The sequence below is a fragment of the Gillisia hiemivivida genome, from assembly GCF_007997295.1.
Classification (GTDB): domain Bacteria; phylum Bacteroidota; class Bacteroidia; order Flavobacteriales; family Flavobacteriaceae; genus Gillisia; species Gillisia hiemivivida.
Genome location: NZ_VORY01000011.1, coordinates 39487 through 61664 on the forward strand (window position 1 = coordinate 39487; position 22178 = coordinate 61664).

Sequence of the window (22178 nt, forward strand, 5' to 3'; positions counted from 1 at the left end):
GTTTTTTAATACTTTGTTTCGATCGAGGTCAATTTTGCATCTCCCCATAAACTCTCAATATCATAATATTCCCTAATGTGTTTCTGGAATACATGAACTACTACGTTTACATAATCCATTAAGATCCACTCGGCGTTATCACTTCCTTCTATATGCCAAGGTTTGTCTTTTAAAGATTTGCTTACGGTTTTTTGTACGGAGCTTACAATGGCATTTACCTGTGTATTTGAAGTACCATTACAGATAATGAAATAATCACAAACAGTGTTTTCAATTTCCCTTAAGTCAAGAATATCAATATCGTTTCCTTTAACTTCTTCTATTCCTTTTATGATATGAGCAATAAGTTGATCGTTGTTCGTTTCTTTTTTTGCCATTAAATTTATTTCTTTACGCAAAGTTATTACTTTTTAGTCTTTTTAATGGTCTGTTACAATAAACATTTAACACCATTCTTAACTACATTTATATATGCATATTATCAAAGTTAATGCCACCGAGTCTACTAATTCATTGGCAAGAGAATGGTTTAATACGAATAAAAATGATTCCTCAATTTGTATTGTTGCCAGCAATCAAACTTCTGGGAGAGGACAACGTGGAGCATCATGGGTTTCTAATGCGGGAGAAAACCTGACCTTTAGTGTTATTTACCCTAAACCAAGTGTGGAAATTAGCGACCAATTCTTGATTAGTGCGGCCGTTGGATTGCAAATTATTAAGGCGTTAAAGCAATTGAAAATTAACAATTTAAAGTTGAAATGGCCTAACGACATTATGGCAGATAGCTACAAAATAGGTGGCGTGCTCATTGAGAATATTTTGCAAAACAATGTTATAAGTGCTAGTATTATTGGGATTGGACTTAATATTAATCAAGTTCACTTCCCAGATCTTCCTAAAGCAGCTTCTTTAAAGAATCTTACTGGAACCATTTATTCTACGGAAGAAGTTCTCTCCAATGTTTTAGAGCAGCTTGAGAAAATGATAGTATCTAAGGATAAGTCGTTTTTTGAAAATGTTCATGAAGATTATGAAGCTAATTTATTTCGAAATAATAAAGCTTCCACCTTTCAATTAAAAGATGGAAGCTTTATTGTTGGTATTATCTTAGGGGTCACCCCATCTGGTCTTCTTAGATTAAAAGTTGAAGATGAAGAAATACGTACTTTCGATCTTAAGGAGCTTAAATTGCTCTTCTAAAGAGTAGATATGTTTTCGCTAAGTGTAGTGATAAATTTCTTTAGTGGGCTCTTTGCCATCATTGCCACCATTGCATTGAATTTCCCGTCGAACAATAATTGAGCATCACTATTATCGCCATTTTGTTCGATAATAATATTTAATGAAAAATTGAATTTATCTGATGTAGATCCTAAAACAACTAATTCTGGTTCTACAGTTTCTTTTATGGCCAATTCTATTTCAGGCATTCCTTTTAAACCAAAAAGGAATGTGTTAGGCTTGGTAACTTCAAATTTTTCTATACTTTCTGGCATTAATTGTTTGTAATTCTCTACTTCAATTAGAAAATTATATAATTCTTGCTGACTCTTTTTTGTGGTAACTTTTGGACTTTCTAAATTCATATTATTGGTTCCATTTACTGGGATCTTGTCTCCAGGTTTTTAATGTTTCTGCCTCTTCGGCATTGATGTAATTCGTTTTTAAAGCAGTTTCTATTAAATGCTCGTAATTCCCCAAGGTATGTAAATCGACCTTTGCTTCTTTAAAATTTTCTTCAGCAATATCAAAACCATAAGTAAAGATTGCAAGTAAACCTTTTATGTTCACGTTGGCTTCTTTTAAGGCTTTTACCGCATTAATACTGCTTCCGCCGGTACTAATTAGGTCTTCAATTACCACTACATTTTGTCCGCTCTCCAAATGTCCTTCTATCTGGTTTTTTCTTCCATGGCCTTTAGCTTCTGGTCTTACATAAACAAAAGGAAGACTCATATACTCTGCCACCAACATACCAATACCTATGGCTCCGGTAGCAACTCCGGCTATCACATCTGGCTTTCCATAAAGATCCTCAATTTGTTTAGCAAATTGTTCTCTTATGTAATTCCTAATAATAGGGTATGAAAGGATTATTCTATTATCGCAATAGATTGGCGATTTCCAACCACTGGCCCAAGTGAAAGGTTGTTGCGGTTCTAATTTAATTGCTTTAATTTGCAACAGCAATTCAGCTGTTTTAATTGCTGTCTCTTTATTTAAAATCATAATGCAAATGTATAAAGTTTTTGTAAATGATATCCCTATTATTCTTTCAACTAAGAAAGAAATAGGTGAAAAGTACAGTGCCTTTCCGATTAAAACGGTCAAGCTGAAACAAATTATCCAGAAAATAAATGATGGAGAATTATTATATGTGAATCTTTATCATAAAAATGAAGAAAAGCTTTTTAAGCATCTTCTAAAAAAACTTCCTGTTGTTACTGCTGCTGGCGGAATGGTCTTTAATGAAAATAAAGACATCTTATTTATCTACCGTAATAAGCGATGGGACTTGCCGAAAGGGAAGACCGAAAAGTCTGAAAGTCTAGAAGAATCTGCTATAAGAGAAGTGGAGGAGGAAACCGGTGTTCAGGATCTTGAAATTGTGAGATTCATTAGAAAAACCTATCATATTTTCAAACGTAAAGATAAATATAGATTGAAGGTGACCCATTGGTATGAGATGAAAACTTCATATACAGGTGAATTAATTCCTGAGCATTCAGAAGGGATCAAAAAAGCAAAATGGAAGAATTTTGCTAAGACTCAAAAAGCACTGACAAAATCCTATGCAAACATTAAATTATTATTCCCAAAAGAATATTTAACGACTCACCCTAAAGACAGGGTAGCGTAAATAGGCTTTTTCCTTATGCTCAGATTTTTCATACAACCAGTCCAATTGGGCATAAGAATCTTTGGAAAACTCCGAGTCAGATCTCTTCTTTTTCTGAAATTCATCATTTAAAGCAGGGTCTTTATCTAGTAGTTCTTTCGCGAGATCTTCGAAAACATATGGTGAAAATCCTTCTTTTTGCTCAAGAACGGTATCGAAAAAGTTCCAATTAAAAAACGAATCTGAAGTAGTTGGCTCCAGTGTTTCCAGTAAATAGCGAACAGAAGGCTGAAAGCTCTTTATATAGAAATCCCCTTTTCTGAAATTAATACTGTCTTTTGTGGAGCTTATCTTAGTCTCGAAATGAGGATAGTGTCCCTCATAAGGGTTTGGATAGGTTTTATAATCTTCAATATTATAGATCTCCACCAACATAGTAGTGTCTTTTTTAAATGGGGTCATTTCCACATTATTGGTTTTTAAAATATCTATAACATTCCACCAGCCTTGCGGAATAACATATGCCCTTGGAATTTCAATCTGGTCTTGAGAAACGAAATTATTATAATAGTCTATTTCTTTTTTGAAAGGCTTTGTTCTGTCATATTTCAACCTAGAGCTTCCGGTAACTTCACTTGTAATTACTTCTCCTTCGTATCCTTTAAATTGAAGCTTGCTAATATTTGTGCTATCAACTTTGAAATTCACTGGGTAAAAACGCTCTGTTAAATATTTTCTCTGTGCTCTGGCTCTAAGATCTTTAATCTTTTCTCTATCCCTTTCAACAATATCTATAATAGATCGTAAAGCTCTATAAGTCCCCATAACTCTCTTTTTGTATGGCTTAAGCATATGAGTTTCTATCATTAGTCCTAAAGTGTTCCATAAGGCTGCATAGCCGGTAGAATATTTTGGAGTATCCATGAACTGAGTAAATCCTTTTTCCGGCACATCGTTATGAACATTTACATAAGGCGTAATATCCCATTCATTTTCCCATAAGGAAGCCTGCAAAGATGGCATCATCTTGTCATTAAGATAATCTCCTAATTCTCCGCCAAGTTTATTATGTTGTGTAAAAAGATGGGTGAGCGTATATTGATAATCTGCACCATTACTTACATGAGTATCTACAAAAACATCTGGTTTCACATTATGAAAGATCTCAGAAAAACTCCTGGTATTTTTTGTGTCGGCTTTTATAAAGTCACGATTAAGATCGTAATTACGGGCATTCCCTCTAAAGCCATATTCTTCAGGTCCATTTTGATTTACTCTCGTATTGGAATTTCTATTAAGTGCACCGCCAATGTTATACACGGGAATAGTTGCAATTATGGTATTATTTGGTACTGTAATAGAATCCTGCGCTAAATCTCGAAAAAGCATCATAGTGGCATCTATGCCGTCGCTTTCCCCGGGATGAATGCCATTATTTATTAAAATTATGGTGTACTTTTCTCTAACTTCATCAAAGTTGAAATTTTCAGTAGGACTAAAAACTGCTAAATGTAAAGGTTCACCGCTATCGGTTTTTCCGAATTCTTTCAACTGGATAGATGTATAGGCATCATCTAATTCCTTATAATAGTTTATAATTTCTGGATAAGTAGGGGTTTGTGTTCCATCTGATTTTTCGAAAACTGTCTCAAAATCATACTCCTTGACTAGCTTATATTTAGATAAATCACACGAGACAAAAACGCAAACTACTAGGGAGACTATAAAAATTTTCTTCATAAGAAATAATCCATTTTACGCTATAAACTTAGTTAAAACTGCAACGGTAGCCAAAACTATTATATTGGAGCTTGTTTTTATGAAAGTAGTTAAAGTAAACCTAATGCTCACATAATATTTTAATGCATTTAAATTATAACCTATTTTTAATTTTTAATTAAAAAGCTATGAGAAATATTACGTTTAGTTTGCTACTTGTTGGGGTTGCTTTAACCTCCTGCGCCCAAATGAAAGGGGTAAAGGAATTTAATGAGCAAGAGAAGCAGGAGTTGTCACAACGTCCTGCAAATATAGTGGAAACTGCAGTTGGGAAGCTAGAGATCCCGGCTCCATTTCACTCCAAGTCTATCCAAAAAGTAAGTAAAGTTGTTGGATGGAAAGAAGGAGAAATGCCAAAAGCGCCAGAAGGTTTTAAAGTAGAAATATTTGCAGATGGATTTGAGCATCCACGTTGGACTTATGTAGCACCAAATAATGATGTTTTCGTTGTAGAATCTAATACAAGAAATAGTGCTAATAGGGTTACTATTTTAAGAGATCAGGATGAAGATGGCGTTTTTGAACATCGCGGTGCTTTTAAAGAGGGATTAAATCAGCCTTTTGGGATGTTGGCTTTAGGTGACTATTTCTATATTGCCAATACAGATGGTCTATATAGATTTCCCTACAAAGAAGGAGATCTAAAGCTAGAATCTGAAGGTGAAAAAATTGTAGATCTTCCGGCTGGAGGGTATAATAATCACTGGACAAGAAACTTGCTAGCAAATGAAGATGGCAGTAAAATTTATATCTCTGTAGGTTCTGCGAGTAATGTTGGAGAATATGGCATGGATAAAGAAGTAAGAAGAGCAGGGGTATTGGAAATTAATCCTGACGGTTCTGGAGAGCAGGTTTATGCAAGCGGAATTAGAAACCCAGTTGGGATGGATTGGAATCCAGTTACCGGAGAACTGTGGACTGCGGTTAATGAAAGAGATAAATTAGGTAACAACTTAGTGCCAGATTATATTACAAGTGTAAAAAAAGGAGGATGGTATGGATGGCCATATTCTTATTATGGACAAATTAAAGATCCTCGATGGGAAGACAACCCGCATAATGATCTAGTAGAAAAATCTATTATGCCAGATGTGTCTGTAGGACCACATACGGCCTCTTTAGGGTTTACATTCTATACGCAGGATGCTTTTCCTGAAAAATATAAGAATGGCGCTTTTGTAGGTCAACATGGTTCCTGGAACCGAGATCCGCTATCTGGATATAAGGTTGTTTTTGTGCCATTTGTAAATGGACAACCACAACCACCAGAGGATTTCTTAACAGGATTTATAGCAAATGAAGAAACGGGAGAAGTACATGGAAGACCTGTTGGCGTAACTACGCTGCCTGATGGTTCTTTATTGGTAAATGATGATGACTCTAATGTGATCTGGAAAGTTTCTGCAGAATAAAACACCTACTATTGAAGAAATTTATTTTTGTTGTAATCTTACTATTTAGTATTGCTGATGCTTCAGCACAAGTGGTAAAAGGTAAAATAGTTGACGCCACAACGTCAGAACCAATCGAAAATGCAAAGGTTTTTGAAAGTGCTTCTGAAGTTGTTGCTTTTTCTGATTCGAATGGGAACTTTGAAATAGAAATTCAAAATATTAGTATCTCGTTGGAGATTTCAGCGCTGGGATATCTTTCTGGTAAATATGAAGGAGTACCTGATTCGATTTTTACAATTTCATTAATTCCGGCCAGAGAAAATCTTTCCGAAGTAATTGTAAATGGAGCTCTTATTTCAAAAACATTACAGAGTACTCCAGCTGCAATAAGTATTTTAACTAGTGGAGATCTTCAGAAAAAAGATGATTTCAACTTCGCTCAAGTCTTCAATACCGTTCCTGGAGTTTATGTAAATCAGGGAGCTTTGAATACAACCAAATTAAATATTCGGGGAATTGGCGCTCGCTCGCAATATAGTACCAATAGAATTCAGGCGTATTTCAACGGGATTCCATTAACCACCGGAGAAGGAGAATTAACTTTGGATGATTTTGATTCTGAAGCCATCTCTAAGATTGAAATTATTAAAGGTCCTACCTCGAGTATATTTGGAGCTGGATTGGGCGGAGTAATCAATATGTATGCTGGTAATGCTGAAATAAATAAAACCCAAATTGGAATTTCTTCACAAGTAGGTAGTTTTGATACTAATAAAAAAACGATCTCGGCATCTCATGGAACAGAGAATACTTCTTTATTTGCCAGTTTCAGTGATCTGGAAAGTGATGGTTACAGGGAAAATGGCTCTTATAAAAGACAATCAGGATTAATTAATGCCAACGTTTTTACTGAAAATGGAAACAAGCTTTCCTTTCTCGGGAATTTTACAAAACTAAAAGCATTTATCCCGAGTTCCCTAAATGAAAACGATTATTTGAATGACCCTGAAAAAGCCGCTTTTACATGGGGAAGTTCAAAAGGATTTGAATCTTATGAGAGAGGATTGCTTGGGATCTCCTATTTACACCACTTATCTAACAGTCTTACAAATTTAACGAGCATCTTCGTGAATTTTCGAGATGCATATGAGCCAAGACCTTTTAATATTTTAAAAGAAGAAAGAGTGGCAACCGGAGCTAGAACCAAATTTAATCTTAAAATGGATGTATTTGAACTAGCTTCAGAATTAAGCTTTGGTGCCGAGTATTACAAAGAGTGGTATAATATGCAAACTTTTGAGAACTTATATCAGGATTTTGAAGATCGTGGCAGCGTGTTAGGAATTCTTTTGAGCAATAATGAGCAGGACAGAAGTTATGCTAATTTCTTTGGTCAGCTAAATTTGGAACTTTCTAAGAATTTAAATCTGGAAACCGGTTTCAATGTGAATACTACTAATTATAGCTTAAAAGATCTTTTTGTTCAAGATGAAATAGATCAGTCGGGAGATTATAGCTTTAAAACGGTCTTCTCTCCAAGAATAGGCTTGTCTTATGAAATTGAAAAAGGAAAAAATTTATATACTTCTATAAGTCATGGGTTTTCAACTCCAACAGTTGAAGAAACCTTAACTCCGGAAGGACAAATAAATACCGATCTGAAACCGGAGACTGGAATAAACTATGAAGTAGGTTTTAAAGGCAATTGGTTCAATAATAAATTATATACAGAAGTTGCTTTGTATTCTATTCAGATAGAAAATTTACTAGTGGCTCAAAGAATCTCCGAAGATCAATATGTAGGGATCAATGCAGGGAAGACAAACCATAACGGAATTGAAACTACTATTAGATATAATTTTGATTTGTCCTCTAAAATTAAAATTCAATCTTACTTCAATGCTGCTTTAAATTATTTTGAATTTGAAGAATTTATTAATCGAGATATAGATTTTAGCGGAAACACTTTGCCTGGAGTTCCAAAAAGTACTTTGAACACAGGCTTTGAATTAAATTATGGAAGGAACTTTTCCATTTACACCAATCTCTTAGCAGTCGGAGAAATACTATTGAATGATGCAAATTCTTTGAGCACAGAAAATTATCAGGTATTGGATATAAAAGCCCGATATGATTTTAAAATCGTTAAAAATTTAGAATCTAATATTTCTGCGGGGATCAATAATGTATTGGATGAAAAATATGCTTCTAGTGTATTGCCAAATGCAGTGGGGTTTGGAAATTCAGCTCCACGATATTATTATCCTGGAAATCCAAGGAATTACTTTGTAGGTGTTGGGTTGAACTATGTGTTCTAATGAATAATATTGTATAACTGAGATCCTTCGACAGGCTCAGGATGACAGTAATTTGTCATTCCGACGACAGGAGGAATCTCTGTTTAAGAATTCTCAATTGCCACGAATTCACGAATGGTTTCTGTTTTGTCATTCCGACGACAGGAGGAATCTCTGTTTAAGAATTCTCAATTGCCACGAATTCACGAATGGTTTCTGCTTTGTCATTCCGACGACAGGAGGAATCTCATACAAACTCATCCCATCCCCAGCCCTTCCCTAAGGGAAGGGAGCGATTATTCTCATTATCAGAACTACCCAGAATAGAAGTCTTCGTGATAATGAGATTCTTCGATGATGACGTAATAATATCACTTAGTATAGATTCTTCAATCCGTTTCCCTTCTTTCAGAATGACAATGTTCTACCCTAGAGACTTTTCTATTTAACCACCTCAGGCACCATAAAAGAAAAATCACCACCGTTCTTTCGAACATCTCGTACTACACTAGAAGAAATATGCCCTTTCCCGGAAGAAGAGATCAAGAAAACGGTTTCTATCCCAGACATTTTATAATTGGTTTGACCTATGGTTTTTTCGAATTCTAGATCAATAGAGTTTCTTAGGCCTCTAAGAATAAAAGCTGCATTTTCCTTTTTACAGAAATCTACGGTGAGACCTTTATAGGTCATCACTTTTATTTTAGGTTCATTTTTAAAAGTTTCTTCTAAAAACCGAACTCTATCTTCTAAAGAGAACATATATTTTTTATCGGAATTGGTTCCAATTGCAAGAATAATTTCATCAAAAAGTGGTAGTGACCGTTCCAAGATATCTACATGACCTAAAGTTATGGGATCAAAAGACCCTGGGAAAACTGCTCTTTTCATGAAGTTTTGTTTGTGATGTATAACAAATATAGCTAATTACACTAAGTTCAGAATTAATGAACCTTTAAGGCAGCTTCTATAGCGCTTCCAAAAAGCTGAGGTAAACTGATCTTTGCATTTTCGGCTTGTTGAGGCAAAATACTAGCTTCGCTGAGCCCCGGTGTAGTGTTCATCTCTATAAAATGAGGTTCGTCGTTATGAAAGATAAATTCTGAACGCGTAAATCCTTTCATTTTTAATTTAGAGTATATCAATTTAGCCAGATTTTGCACTTTTTTAGTTTGTTCTTTAGAAATCCTAGCTGGGGTGATCTCTTCAGACTTACCTAAATATTTAGCTTCATAATCGAAAAATTCATTTTCAGAAACGATCTCGGTGACAGGCAATGCTAAAATCTTTCCTTTATACATGATTACCCCTACAGAAACTTCAGTCCCATCTAAAAACGATTCAATAATCACTTCGTCATCCTCCTTAAGTGCAATTTTTACGGCTTGTTCTAAGTCTTCAGCAGCTTTTACCTTGGTAATTCCAAAACTACTACCTGCCTTATTGGCTTTTACAAAGCATGGTAATCCAACTTTGTTTATGATCTCTTCAACTTCAACTTCGTCTCCCTGATTCAGGAAATAATTCAATGCAGTTTTAATTCCGTAGGGTTTTAAAACACTTATAAGATCTCTTTTATTGAAGGTAAGCGCTGCCTGATAAAATCCGCAGGAGGTTTGTGGAATTCCTACGAGATCCAGATATGCTTGCAAGAGTCCGTTTTCTCCGGGCGTTCCATGGATAGTATTAAAAACACAATCGAATTGGATTTTCTTATCTTTAATTTTTACCGTAAAATCGCTTTTATTTATTGGGTATGGAGTATCATCATCTGCCACTACAAACCACTCATTTTGCATGATATGAACTCTATAGGGCTCATAAATAGAACGGTCTAGATTTTTATAAACTACGTTTCCGCTGTTAATAGAGATCCTGTATTCACTGGAATACCCTCCCATGGCGATCGCGATTCTTTTCTTCATATTAAATAAACAGCTTTAATTTACGTTAACAAAAATATGACTAATAGTGGGTGCTACCAAAACCCCTACGTTTTTATATCTTTGCCTATTATAAATAATTTATGAGCCTATTTAAATTTATCTTCAGCAAAACCTTTTTAATTCAAATAGGTTTAGCAATTGTAGCACTTGTGCTGCTAGCATTTCTAACTATGCAATGGTTAGATCATTCCACAAATCAGGATGAACGTATTCAAGTTCCAGATTTGGCAAAACAGTCTTTGGGTAGGGTAGAGATTACATTGGAGGAATTGGATCTTCGATATGAAATTTTAGATTCGGCTAATTTTAATCCAGAGTATCCAAAATACTCTGTGATAGATCAAGTGCCGCAACCCGGAAAATTTGTAAAGGAAAATAGAAAAATATACCTCACCTTAAATCCTTCGGGATATGGAAAAGTAATGGTTCCAGATCTTATACGTAGAACAAGAAGACAAGTAGAACCTACATTACGATCTCTAGGCTTTGAAATTGGGTCTGTTACCTATAAACCAGACATTGCAAAAGATGCAGTTTTGGAATTGAGACACAAAGGGAAACTGGTGGAAGCAGGGGAAGAACTTATGAAAACGGCCAAAATAGATTTGGTCTTAGGGGATGGTTCTGGGAGATATAGTGGAGATTTAAATGAAGATGATAGCATCGATGAAGATGGTATCGATAATGATAATGAAAACAATGACGAATTCTAAATTAATAGGTCCAGAACTGGAAGATACTCAAGACGACGATCTTTACGAACACCATAAATTCACTGCAGATAAAGGGCAGCAGCCACTTAGGGTAGATAAATACCTTATGAACTATATTGAAAATGCTACTAGGAGTAAAATTCAGAAAGCAGCCAAAGATGGTAATATCTACGTAAATACTACACCAGTAAAATCTAATTACAAGGTGAAACCTGGAGATGTGGTGCAGGTAATGTTCGAACATCCACCTTATGAGTTTTTGCTTACTCCTGAGGATATTCCGCTAAACATAGTTTATGAGGATGATTCTCTAATGGTGATCAATAAACCGGCAGGAATGGTAGTGCATCCTGGGCATGGAAATTATAGTGGTACACTTATTAACGCCCTTATTTTCCATATAGATAATTTACCAAATAACAGCAGCGAACGGCCGGGTTTGGTGCATAGGATAGATAAGGACACCAGTGGATTGTTAGTGATTGCTAAGACCGAAACTGCTATGACCCACCTTTCCAAACAGTTTTTTAAAAAGACCAGTTCTAGGGAATATATCGCTTTAGTTTGGGGAAATGTTGAGGAGGATGAAGGAAAAATTGAAGGAAATATAGGAAGACATCCAAAAAATAGATTGCAGAATACCGTTTATATGAACGATGAGGAGGAGCAAGGGAAACCTGCGGTAACTCACTTCAAAGTTTTAGAGCGTTTTGGATATGTAACTTTGGTTTCCTGTAAGTTGGAAACCGGAAGAACTCACCAGATAAGAGTTCATATGAAACATATTGGACACACCTTGTTCAACGATGAGCGTTATGGCGGAGAAAAGATCTTAAAAGGGACCACTTTTACTAAATACAAACAATTTGTAGACAATTGTTTTAAAGTGCTTCCACGACAGGCATTACACGCTAAAACTCTTGGGTTTACTCACCCCGAGACTAAGGAATGGATGAGTTTCGATTCAGAAGTTCCACAAGACATACAGGAATGTATAGAGAAATGGCGTAAATATTCTATAAATCAGAAGGATTATATGGATTCTTAGGGCGTGCCCCCATAAAAATGGGGTCGGGCTTTCGGCGGTCGCTTCCCGATAAAAATCGGGAGAGCTCCAACAACGCCTCAATCCCTCACGCAAAAAAACCTTCATTTAACCCTTCAAAGAACCCTTTAAGGGTTTCAAACCCTTAAAGGGTTAAAATCAACAATGATGATTTATATCCCTATATTTAATATGTTGCGTCAAGAACCATTCAAGGCTAAAGCATTAAACACTTACTTATGGAAAAGGAATTGTTATTGCCAGGGTATTACTACCAATTTTTAATCGAGGCAATAACAGGGATGCAATATTTCATGAGCCTGAAAATTATCGTTACTTTTTAAGTTTATATTATAAGTATATTCATCCCATAGCTAGAACCTATGCTTAGTGTTTAATGCGAAACCACTTCCATTTCCTTATTTATTTAAAAGAACCGGAGGAAATAAGTATTTCCGATTTTAGTTAGTAAACTGTGGAACAACCAAAAATAGTGTCTGCTCCCCATCAATTTTCACATTTCCTTAATGCTTATGCCCAATCTATCAATAAGCGTTATTCGCATTCAGGAAGTCTTTTTGAAAAAAACCTGAAAAGAAAAAAGATTGAATCTGAAGAATATTTCAGGAAGTTGATTTTCTATATTCATAACAATCTGGCTCATCATAAAGTACAGGAAGATTTTCGGGATTATCCCTGGAGTTCTTATAAAAGTATTCTTTCTTTGAATAACACCAGGATTTGAAGGGATGAGGTTTTGGTGCTTTTTGATGGACGTGATAATTTTAAGCATTATCATAACAGGAAACAAAATTTAGAGGAAATGAACAGTTTTTTGTTGGAGTGACTTCTTTAACGTTAACCCATATAACCCTAGAAGGGTTCCAAACCCTTATAGAGTTAAAATGTAAAAGGGTTATTTAGAATTAATTATCTTTGAAATAAAAAAATCAAATCTTTATGAAAATTGTTCTATCCCCGGCTAAAAGTCTCGATTTTGAAACCAAATTGCCTACCACAAGAGGTACACAGCCTCAGTTCTTAGATACTGCAATCAAGATCAACCGCAAAATGTCTCGCATGTCTAAAGATGAAGTTTCTAAACTCATGGATATTAGCGATAAGCTGGCAGAGCTCAATTACGGGAGATACAAAGATTTTCAGGAAGAACATACTAAAGAAAATTCAAGACCTGCCATGTATGCTTTTAATGGTGATGTCTACACAGGTTTAGACGCGTATTCTTTACCTGTTGAGAAAATAGATTTTATTCAGGATAGATTAAGGATACTTTCTGGGATGTATGGAGTTTTGAAACCATTAGATCTTATTCAGCCTTATAGACTGGAAATGGGAACCGATCTTGGCCTTTATTCCAAAAAGAACCTTTATGAAGTTTGGCAAAAGAAAGTGACAGATTCGTTAAATAAGGAGATGGAAAAAGAAGAACTTTTCATCAATTTAGCAAGCAACGAATATTATAAAGCGGTAGACAGTAAAAAATTAAAAGGCAAATTGATCACTCCAGTGTTTAAAGATTTCAGCAAGGGGAAACTTAAAATTGTAAGCTTCTTTGCTAAAAAGGCTAGAGGTTCTATGGTGCGATATATTGTAGATAAAGAAGTAGCTTCAGTAGAAGAATTGAAAGGATTTGACTATGATGGCTATAAATTCAGCGAAGCGGAAACCAAGAACGATACAGAGTTGGTATTTACAAGGTAATAACTTCCTAGTTATCCATGTGAACCATAAGCAGTATATCTACTTCTATATTCAGATCTAAGAAATACGCAAAATTTCATCCCGAATACAATGAGGGATCCCTCTTATAGAGCAATCTTGCTTAGTTGAGATTCTTCGCTATGTATTTTCAAAGTTACTCCGAATAAGAGACCCTGAAACAAGTTACCATTGACGTATTACATAAGTTACTGATTTATAGATAATTGACACACCTGATTCTTTGCAAGTTTTTAATACGCGTTTTGTTATCATTGAGGTGATTTCAAGAATTTGGAAAACGCTCCCTCTAGTCGGTAATGATTTGTTTTATATTTGAGATTGTTCATTTTTTTGAGTGTCCAAAAAAACGAACCAAAAAAAGGACACTTTTTTGTAGGTGTTTCCAATTATGCTACCGCATAATTAGAACCGTACTTCCCCAGCTAAATTTTCTCCAAGGCTTCGAAAATTTTACGCTGGGGAAGCACTACACTCCAAAAAAGAAGTTCTTAAAACAATAAATCTGCTGAGAACCATCATACGTCAATTTCCTACGCTAGATAATTTTTTTTATCACTGGTCTCAGGGTGACGATACTGTTTTAACTGCCGTCATGCTGAACTCGTTTCAGCATCTTTCATACATCAATTTACTACGCTAGATAATTTTTTTTATCATGGGTCTCAGGATGACAATTTGTTTCAGATCGAGGGAATTCGAGATGTTAAGCATCCAAATTTTTCAGAATAATTAAAAAGCTACCACCTGGGTAGCTTTTTCTGTTAAGAATTCCTTGTAATTCTCTAATCTGTTTGCAGCGTACCTATATTATTTAATAACTTTCAGAACTGAGATATTATTTAATTTTTAATTCAGAATTATAAAATGAAGATCAAAAAGGTTTTAGTAGCGAATAGAGGAGAGATAGCCATCCGTATTTTTCGTGCATGTACAGAAGTAGGATTAAAAACGGTAGGAATTTACACTTTCGAGGATAGGTATTCCCTACACCGCTACAAAGCCGATGAATCTTATCAGATAGGCGAGGATAACGATCCGCTAAAACCTTATTTAAATATCAAGGCAATTATTCAGGTTGCTAAAAAAAATAATGTAGACGCCATTCATCCCGGTTATGGTTTTCTTTCTGAAAATGCTGAATTCGCAAAACAGTGTGAAGAGAATGATCTCATATTTATAGGTCCTAAGGTTTCAGTATTAAAATCTTTGGGAGATAAAGTAATGGCAAAAGAAGTTGCTGTTGCTAATAATGTTCCAATTATAAAAAGTAATAAAGAAGCACTTACTTCCATAGAAATTGCTTTAAAAGAAGCAAAATCAATAGGTTATCCTGTAATGCTGAAAGCTGCTTCTGGTGGAGGTGGACGTGGAATGCGTGTAATTAGAGAAGAAGATGAATTAAAAAAGGCATTTCCAGAATCTAAGCGAGAGGCGGGAAATGCATTTGGAGATGATACGGTTTTTATAGAAAAATTTGTTGAGAATCCAAAGCATATCGAGATTCAGATTGTAGCAGATAACCATGGAAATATGGTGCACCTGTTTGAGAGAGATTGTTCTGTACAGCGTAGGTATCAGAAAGTGATCGAGTTTGCTCCATCTTTGGGGTTAAATTCAGAAACAAAAAATAAATTATACGAGTATGCTATCGCAATTTGTAAGGCGGTAAACTATAATAATATTGGAACCGTAGAGTTTTTGGTAGAAGATGGAGAGATCTATTTTATAGAGGTAAACCCAAGAATACAGGTAGAGCATACTGTAACCGAAATTATTACAGGTATAGATCTAGTAAAAGCCCAAATATTTATTGCTGGCGATTATAAATTATCTGACGAACAAATTAAAATTGAGAGTCAGGAAAGTTTGAAAATCAATGGCTTTGCTTTGCAATGTAGAATTACAACCGAGGATCCGGAAAACGATTTTAAGCCAGATTATGGTACGATTACTACTTACAGAAGTGCCGCAGGTTTTGGAATACGCCTAGATGCAGGTAGTGTATATCAAGGTGTTACAATTTCTCCATTTTTCGATTCTATGTTGGTAAAAGTCTCTGCAAGTAGTAGAACATTAGATGGTGCTTGTAGGAAAATGAGACGTGCTTTGGCAGAGTTTAGGATTCGTGGGGTGAAGACAAACATGGCATTTTTAGATAATATCCTCGCACATTCTACTTTTAGAGAAGGGAATGTTACAGTTAATTTCATCAATAAGAATCCAGATCTGTTCAAAATAAAGGAGCCACGAAACAGAGCGAATAAAATTGTTAGCTTTTTAGGAGATATGACCCTTAATGGGAATCCAGATGTTAAAGTGAAGGATCCTTCAGCTAAGTTCTTAATTCCTAAAGTGCCTAAGTTTGATGAATTTGGAGAGTATCCAAAAGGAACCAAAGATATACTTACAGAACTGGGACCTGATAAATTCTCGCGTTGGCTAAGACATCAAGGAAAGGTTCAGTTTACAGATACTACAATGCGCGATGCGCACCAAAGTTTACTTGCCACCAGAATGCGAACCTATGACATGATGAAGGTTGCAGAAGGTTTTGCGAAAAACCATTCCAATGTTTTTTCAATGGAAGTTTGGGGAGGAGCAACCTTCGATGTTTGTCTTCGGTATTTAAAAGAAAACCCTTGGGAACGTTTACAATTGCTTAGAAAAGCAATGCCAAATGTTTTGTTGCAAATGTTATTGAGAGGTTCCAATGGAGTAGGCTATACTGCATATCCAGATAATCTTATTGAGAAATTTGTGACAGAATCTTGGGAGCAAGGAGTAGATGTTTTTAGAATATTCGATTCATTAAACTGGATGAAATCTATTGAACCTTGTATAAAATATGTTAGAAAGAATACTGGCGGACTTGCAGAAGCCTCTATTTGTTATACCGGCGATATTCTAGATCCTAACAGGACCAAATACACCTTGGAGTATTATGTGCAACTGGCAAAACAAATGGAAGATGCCGGAGCACATATCTTAGGAATTAAGGATATGGCAGGGCTTTTAAAGCCTTATGCTGCAGAGGAATTAATTTCGGCATTAAAATCTAGGATTAATATTCCTATTCATTTACATACACATGACACTTCTTCAATTCAGGCAGCAACCTATTTAAAAGCGATAGAAGCTGGAGTAGATGTGGTAGATGTGGCATTGGGTGGACTTTCAGGATTAACCTCACAGCCAAATTTCAATTCAATTGTAGAAATGATGAAGTTTGAAAGTCGTGCAAACGATTTTGATATGGATAAACTGAACGAATATTCCAATTACTGGGAAGCAGTTCGCAGTTATTATTATCCATTTGAAAGCGGACTTAAAGCGGGATCGGCAGCTGTTTATAAACACGAAATTCCAGGTGGGCAATATTCGAATCTAAAACCACAAGCAGAATCGTTAGGACTTAGTAATAGATTTCATGAGATCACACAAATGTATGCTGAAGTTAATGAGCTTTTTGGTGATATCGTGAAAGTAACTCCTAGCTCCAAGGTTGTTGGAGACATGGCTCAGTATCTTGTAAGCAATAACCTTACTATAGATGATGTGTTGGAGAACGGAGAAAATATATCTTTTCCGGAGTCTGTAAAAAGTTTCTTCAGAGGAAGTCTTGGGCAGCCTGTGGGTGGTTTTCCTGAAAAAATTCAGAAGATCGTATTAAAAGATGAAGAGGCTTTTACAGAAAGACCAAATGCGCATTTGGAACCTATAGATTTTGATAAGGAATTGGCAGAATTTAAAGAAACCTTCAAGGATGGGATGGGCCGAGAGCTTAACATGACAGATTTCTTATCCTATAAATTATATCCAAAGGTTTTTACAGATGCTTATAATCATCATAAAGATCATGGAAATGTCATAGACATACCAACCAAGAATTTCTTTTATGGAATGGAAATTTATGAGGAGATCATAGTAGAGATGGATAAAGGAAAAACCCTTTTAATTCAACTTTTATCTATAGGAGAAGCAGATAGCGATGGAATGGTTCAAATATTCTTTAAAGTAAATGGACAAACCAGAGCAGTTCAAATTCAGGATAAATCTATTAAAGTAGAGAAAGTTGTTCATCAGAAAAAAGATAAGGCCAATGATGATGAAATTGGAGCTCCTCTTCAAGGATCCCTTGCATCTGTATTGGTGAAGGCGGGTCAAAAAGTGAAAAAGAATGAGCCTTTATTTATTATTGAAGCTATGAAAATGGAAACAACAATCACAGCGAATTCCGATGGAGAAATAGACCGAGTTGTCTTACCAGAGGGTAGAATGGTCTTTGCAGATGATTTGGTAGTGATTATGAAGTAAATTGAGAAATGATATTATATATCCGTTTTTTGAAATAATAGAGATCTCTCGTCACCCTGAGACCCGTGATAAAAAAATTATCTAGCGGAGGAAATTGACGTATGAAAGATGCTGAAACTCCCGAAGCGTCGGGACAGCATGACGGAAGTTAAAACCGGTATCGTCACCCTGAACTTGTTTCAGGGTCTGTTATTCGGAGTAACTTTGAAAATACGTCAATGGTAATTTATTTCAGGGTCTCAATTTAATACATTGATTTACAATGTTATGAGATTCTGAAACAAGTTCACAATGACGTTCATTTCAATTTAAAATGCTTTACACAGAATTAAAATGTTTCATCATACACATCCATACAAACCATTTATTCCGAAGAATGCAACCAAATTAATTGTAGGCACTTTGCCACCTCCTAGGTTTACAACTGGGTATCTAAAACATGATGATGTAAATTTTTGTTACGGAAGTAGGGATGGTTTTTTATGGCCAATCCTAGATAAATTATTCGATCTCAATTTAAAGTATGAGAACACCGAAGCTGCAATAGATCAGCGAAAAGAGTTTTTAATAAAGAGGGGAATTGGGATTTGTGATGTGGTGGAGAGTAGCAGAAGAAGCAAGATTGATGCTTCAGATCTGGGAATGAAAGAAGTGGAATTAAGGGATCTAACAAATATACTTAGAAAGAATCCACTTATTAAAACCTTACTTTTTACGGGAGGAAATTCCAAGAATGGCCCGGAATATTTTTTTAGAAGACATTTAAGAGAACTGGGAGAAGGGATTAAACTTAAAGTTATTTCCAATGAAGTTCCCAGAGTGCATCAATTCTTGCTGGATGGAAGATTAATTAACACAGTATCCTTAACAGCGCCCTCAGGTTCTGCCAACAGGGCAATAGGAAGTATGGATTCTTATAAGTTTAAAAAAGCAAAGGATCCTAAATTCAATACTATTGATTTTAGAATCCTTCAATATAATGGGTATTTCTAGATAGGTTTAACCGAGTTTATTTCAGCTCTTTTTTATCTTGATCTGCAAGAGTGGTTGGTTTAGTTTTAAACTTTCCTCTCTTAGGTCTCAATCTTCCATGCGTTCCTAAAGCTATTTTTCCTCGTTTGGTTTTCTTATCTCCTCTCCCCATAATTACTTTTTGTTTTGCTGTTTTTTAATTGTCTTTTCGTCTATATCTACCTTATTGGTTTTTTGATTTCTATCCCCAGTAGGGTTGGTAGGCGTTGTTTGTTCGGATTTTCTTTCAAACTTTTTTTCCATGATATTTGTTTTTATATTCATTTAAATATAAAGAAAATCAATCACAAAATGTATTAATGCCTTGTTACAGTAAGGTTAAAGCTATCTAATAGTTTTAACAAATTCTGAAATCGATTCCACTCCATTTTTTGTAAGCTGCTTAATAAAGGCACTTCCAATAATGGCTCCATTAGAATATTCGGTAGCTTCCTTAAAGCTTTGCTTATCGCTAATTCCAAAACCTACGATCTGAGGATTCTTTAAATTCATTCCTGAAATTCTTTTGAAATAATCCTTAGTGTCATTCCCGAAACTAGATGTTGTTCCCGTTACGCTTGCGCTACTCACCATATAGATGAATCCATTAGAAACCGAATCTATAAATCCAATTCGCTCTGCTGAAGTTTGAGGAGTTATTAGAAAAACATTGATGAGGTTATATTTCTCAAATACAGCTTGATATTTTTCTGAATATACATCCACTGGAAGATCTGGTATAATTAATCCATCTATACCGATCTCTTCACATTTTTTACAGAATTCTTCAACTCCGTACTGAAGCATCGGATTAAAATACCCCATGATGATCAAGGGAATATTCACTGTTTTTCTAATATCTTTTAGCTGCTGAAATAGCTTTTCTGTGGTCATTCCATTTCTTAAAGCTAGTGTGCTGCTTTCTTGAATGGTTGGTCCATCTGCTAATGGATCGCTAAAAGGCAATCCAATTTCTATCATATCCACACCGTTCTTTTCAAGATCTTGAATAATAGAGACGGTATCATTAAATTTGGGATAACCCGCTGTAAAATATATGGAAAGAAGCTTTTTGTCTTCTTGTAATTTTTCTTGAATTCTGTTCATTTTTAAATTTTTATATTTTCAATCGTCACACTATTCCGGTAGCTATCGGAATTATTTCAGTGTCTAGTAAAATAGTTCCTGACATGTTCCTATTACTATGGCAACAAAATGATCTAGGTTGTTAAATTATAAATTAAAATAATCGATATATGTACTAAGATCTTTATCCCCACGTCCCGAAAGATTCAATACTACAATATCATCTTTCTTGAATTTTCGGTCTTCGAAAATCGCTAAAGCATGTGAAGTTTCAATGGCTGGAATTATCCCTTCTAATCTGGCTAATTCTTGTCCGGCTTTCATTGCATCTTCATCGGTAATTGATATAAATTCAGCTCTTCCAGTTCTATAAAGGTTGGCATGCATTGGTCCGATCCCTGGATAATCTAAACCTGCAGAAATTGAATACGGCTCGGTGATCTGTCCATCTTGCGTTTGCATTAATAAGGTTTTACTCCCGTGAATTATGCCTTCTTTTCCTAAAGCTGAAGTTGCAGCACTTTCACCAGAAAGAACTCCCTTTCCAGCAGCTTCCACAGCGATGATTCCCACTTCTGGGTTGTCTAAATAATGATAATAAATTCCAGCGGCGTTACTTCCTCCTCCAACACAAGCAACCACATAATCTGGAGCTTCTCTTCCTTCCTTTTCAAGAAGTTGAGATTTAATTTCCTCGGAGATCACACTTTGAAAACGTGCCACCATATCCGGATAAGGATGAGGTCCTACTACAGATCCAATAATGTAATGAGTATCTACCGGATGGTTAATCCAATCTCGAATGGCCTCGTTGGTTGCGTCTTTTAAGGTTCTACTTCCAGATTTTGCCGGAATAACTGTAGCGCCCAACAGTTTCATTCTTGCCACGTTTGGAGCTTGGCGGTCAATGTCTATTTCGCCCATATACACAATACACTCAATTCCCATCAAGGCACAAACCGTAGCAGTAGCAACACCATGCTGTCCTGCACCGGTCTCTGCAATGATTCTGTTCTTGCCTAAACGTTTTGCCATTAAGATCTGCCCAATCGTATTGTTCACTTTATGAGCTCCTGTATGGCAAAGATCTTCACGTTTTAAATAGATCTTGGTATTGTACTTCTCACTTAATCTGGAAGCAAAATACAATGGAGTAGGTCTGCCTACATAATCTTTCAGAAGATCTTTGAACTCTTTCTGAAAAGATTCCTCCTGCATTATCTGTATATATTGCTGCCTTAATTCTTCTACATTAGGGTATAGCATTTCCGGGATATAAGCTCCGCCAAATTCGCCATAATAGCCTTTTTCGTCTGCCTGATAGGTCATAATATATATTTTATGCTTGAGTTTTAAAACCCAAATTATCTTTAAATATTTTTAATGTATTCGTGTCTTTTAAGCCTGCTTTCAATTCAAATTTACTATTCACATCTACTCCAAAAAGCAAATGCGACTTGTTGCTTTTTTCGAAATAAGCATAAAGCTCCGCTATCTTTTGAAGTTCATCTTCCCCAATTCCTCCACTAAGAAAAAATGGAGTAGAAGAAGGGTAATCTTTCAAAAGCTCCCAATTGAAAGTTATTCCGTTCCCGCCTTTATTTTTCCCTTGAGTGTCGAATAAGAAAAAATCTACAATGCCTTCATAAGCCTTAAGTTCTTCAAAATTGAAGGTTTCCTTGACGGGAAACACTTTTATTAGTTCTACGGAATTATTCTGAGCCAAGGCTGATCTTAATTTTTTACAGTATTCAGCTGATTCCTTTCCGTGAAGTTGAATCGCTCTGAACTTGTGTTTTTCAACTTTCTCTAAAACAAAATCGATTTCTTCATCTACAAAAACGCCGGTTTTTTTGATGGTTGGATCTATATCAGGGATGTCTCCTGAAAAATTTCTAGGAGATCTTTCATAAAAGATAAATCCAAGATAATCTGGATTTAAAGCTGCAACTTCCAGAATATTTTCTGAATGCTTCATTCCGCATATCTTCAGTTTGAGATCCTTCAT

The 22178-nt window shown here is 35.5% G+C and carries 21 protein-coding genes; 10 read left to right on the plus strand and 11 right to left on the minus strand.

Annotation, left to right across the window (positions count from 1 at the left end; translation table 11 throughout):
* Positions 1–5: 5 nt before the first annotated feature.
* Positions 6–377, minus strand: a complete 372-nt coding sequence (gene rsfS / locus ES724_RS10330) for a ribosome silencing factor (protein ID WP_146932718.1) — start codon at positions 375–377, stop codon at positions 6–8.
* A gap of 94 nt (positions 378–471) precedes the next feature.
* On the opposite strand from rsfS, the gene ES724_RS10335 reads away from it, so the two are divergent.
* On the plus strand, positions 472–1203 hold the full coding sequence (locus ES724_RS10335; RefSeq protein ID WP_146932720.1) for a biotin--[acetyl-CoA-carboxylase] ligase: 732 nt from the start codon (positions 472–474) through the stop codon (positions 1201–1203).
* Here ES724_RS10335 and ES724_RS10340 read toward each other — a convergent pair.
* Together ES724_RS10340 and pyrE are read right to left on the minus strand one after the other, a co-directional pair.
* A complete protein-coding gene (locus tag ES724_RS10340; protein ID WP_146932722.1) occupies positions 1200–1589 on the minus strand; it encodes an SRPBCC family protein in 390 nt (129 codons plus the stop codon). The genes ES724_RS10335 and ES724_RS10340 overlap by 4 nt on opposite strands.
* Position 1590: 1 nt before the next feature.
* Positions 1591–2232 carry an orotate phosphoribosyltransferase gene (gene pyrE, locus ES724_RS10345; RefSeq protein WP_146932724.1) on the minus strand — a complete coding sequence of 214 codons (642 nt, stop codon included), beginning with the start codon at positions 2230–2232 and terminating at the stop codon, positions 1591–1593.
* 7 nt (positions 2233–2239) lie between these two features.
* On the opposite strand from pyrE, the gene ES724_RS10350 reads away from it, so the two are divergent.
* Positions 2240–2863, plus strand: a complete 624-nt coding sequence (locus ES724_RS10350) for an NUDIX hydrolase (RefSeq protein WP_146932726.1) — start codon at positions 2240–2242, stop codon at positions 2861–2863.
* Here the strand turns inward: ES724_RS10350 and ES724_RS10355 are convergent.
* Positions 2831–4582, minus strand: coding sequence for a M14 family metallopeptidase (locus tag ES724_RS10355; RefSeq protein ID WP_146932728.1), 1752 nt, complete (start codon positions 4580–4582; stop codon positions 2831–2833). The two genes, ES724_RS10350 and ES724_RS10355, sit on opposite strands and share 33 nt — an antisense overlap.
* 167 nt (positions 4583–4749) lie before the next feature.
* Here ES724_RS10355 and ES724_RS10360 point away from each other — a divergent pair, with 167 nt between their 5' ends.
* The gene (locus ES724_RS10360) at positions 4750–6033 is read left to right on the plus strand and encodes a PQQ-dependent sugar dehydrogenase (RefSeq protein WP_146932730.1); all 1284 of its coding nucleotides are present in this window, start codon (positions 4750–4752) and stop codon (positions 6031–6033) included.
* Between the two features lie 11 nt (positions 6034–6044).
* Positions 6045–8333, plus strand: a complete 2289-nt coding sequence (locus tag ES724_RS10365) for a TonB-dependent receptor (protein ID WP_146932732.1) — start codon at positions 6045–6047, stop codon at positions 8331–8333.
* A 420-nt stretch (positions 8334–8753) separates the two neighbouring features.
* Here the strand turns inward: ES724_RS10365 and coaD are convergent, their stop codons facing one another.
* Together coaD and ES724_RS10375 are read right to left on the minus strand one after the other, a co-directional pair.
* Positions 8754–9203, minus strand: a complete 450-nt coding sequence (gene coaD / locus ES724_RS10370) for a pantetheine-phosphate adenylyltransferase (protein ID WP_026837833.1) — start codon at positions 9201–9203, stop codon at positions 8754–8756.
* Positions 9204–9256: 53 nt separating this feature from the next.
* Positions 9257–10237 carry a D-alanine--D-alanine ligase gene (locus ES724_RS10375; protein ID WP_146932734.1) on the minus strand — a complete coding sequence of 327 codons (981 nt, stop codon included), beginning with the start codon at positions 10235–10237 and terminating at the stop codon, positions 9257–9259.
* Positions 10238–10338: 101 nt separating this feature from the next.
* Here ES724_RS10375 and ES724_RS10380 point away from each other — a divergent pair, with 101 nt between their 5' ends.
* From ES724_RS10380 to ES724_RS10405, 6 genes are all read left to right on the plus strand, one after another.
* A complete protein-coding gene (locus tag ES724_RS10380) occupies positions 10339–10971 on the plus strand; it encodes a PASTA domain-containing protein (RefSeq protein WP_146932736.1) in 633 nt (210 codons plus the stop codon).
* The gene (locus ES724_RS10385; protein WP_146932738.1) at positions 10958–12019 is read left to right on the plus strand and encodes an RluA family pseudouridine synthase; all 1062 of its coding nucleotides are present in this window, start codon (positions 10958–10960) and stop codon (positions 12017–12019) included. The genes ES724_RS10380 and ES724_RS10385 overlap by 14 nt, the downstream gene beginning before the upstream one ends.
* A gap of 472 nt (positions 12020–12491) precedes the next feature.
* Positions 12492–12761: a hypothetical protein gene (locus ES724_RS10390; RefSeq protein WP_146932740.1), complete on the plus strand. Its 270-nt coding sequence runs from the start codon at positions 12492–12494 to the stop codon at positions 12759–12761.
* A 215-nt stretch (positions 12762–12976) separates the two neighbouring features.
* Positions 12977–13738: a peroxide stress protein YaaA gene (gene yaaA / locus ES724_RS10395; protein ID WP_146932742.1), complete on the plus strand. Its 762-nt coding sequence runs from the start codon at positions 12977–12979 to the stop codon at positions 13736–13738.
* An 885-nt stretch (positions 13739–14623) separates the two neighbouring features.
* Positions 14624–18073, plus strand: coding sequence for a pyruvate carboxylase (locus ES724_RS10400; protein WP_146932744.1), 3450 nt, complete (start codon positions 14624–14626; stop codon positions 18071–18073).
* Between the two features lie 333 nt (positions 18074–18406).
* Positions 18407–19066: a uracil-DNA glycosylase family protein gene (locus ES724_RS10405; RefSeq protein ID WP_146932746.1), complete on the plus strand. Its 660-nt coding sequence runs from the start codon at positions 18407–18409 to the stop codon at positions 19064–19066.
* A gap of 16 nt (positions 19067–19082) precedes the next feature.
* Here the strand turns inward: ES724_RS10405 and ES724_RS10410 are convergent, their stop codons facing one another.
* The 5 genes from ES724_RS10410 to ES724_RS10425 all read right to left on the minus strand — a co-directional run bounded on the left by ES724_RS10410 (position 19083) and on the right by ES724_RS10425 (position 22178).
* Complete coding sequence (locus ES724_RS10410) at positions 19083–19217, minus strand: 30S ribosomal protein THX (protein WP_146932748.1); 135 nt, start codon at positions 19215–19217, stop codon at positions 19083–19085.
* A gap of 2 nt (positions 19218–19219) precedes the next feature.
* Positions 19220–19348 (minus strand): hypothetical protein, encoded by a 129-nt coding sequence (locus tag ES724_RS16915; protein ID WP_262712810.1) that lies wholly within the window; start codon positions 19346–19348, stop codon positions 19220–19222.
* A gap of 81 nt (positions 19349–19429) precedes the next feature.
* Complete coding sequence (trpA, locus tag ES724_RS10415) at positions 19430–20191, minus strand: tryptophan synthase subunit alpha (protein ID WP_146932750.1); 762 nt, start codon at positions 20189–20191, stop codon at positions 19430–19432.
* Positions 20192–20317: 126 nt separating this feature from the next.
* Positions 20318–21499 carry a tryptophan synthase subunit beta gene (trpB, locus tag ES724_RS10420; protein WP_146932752.1) on the minus strand — a complete coding sequence of 394 codons (1182 nt, stop codon included), beginning with the start codon at positions 21497–21499 and terminating at the stop codon, positions 20318–20320.
* Between the two features lie 10 nt (positions 21500–21509).
* Complete coding sequence (locus tag ES724_RS10425) at positions 21510–22178, minus strand: phosphoribosylanthranilate isomerase (RefSeq protein WP_246136858.1); 669 nt, start codon at positions 22176–22178, stop codon at positions 21510–21512.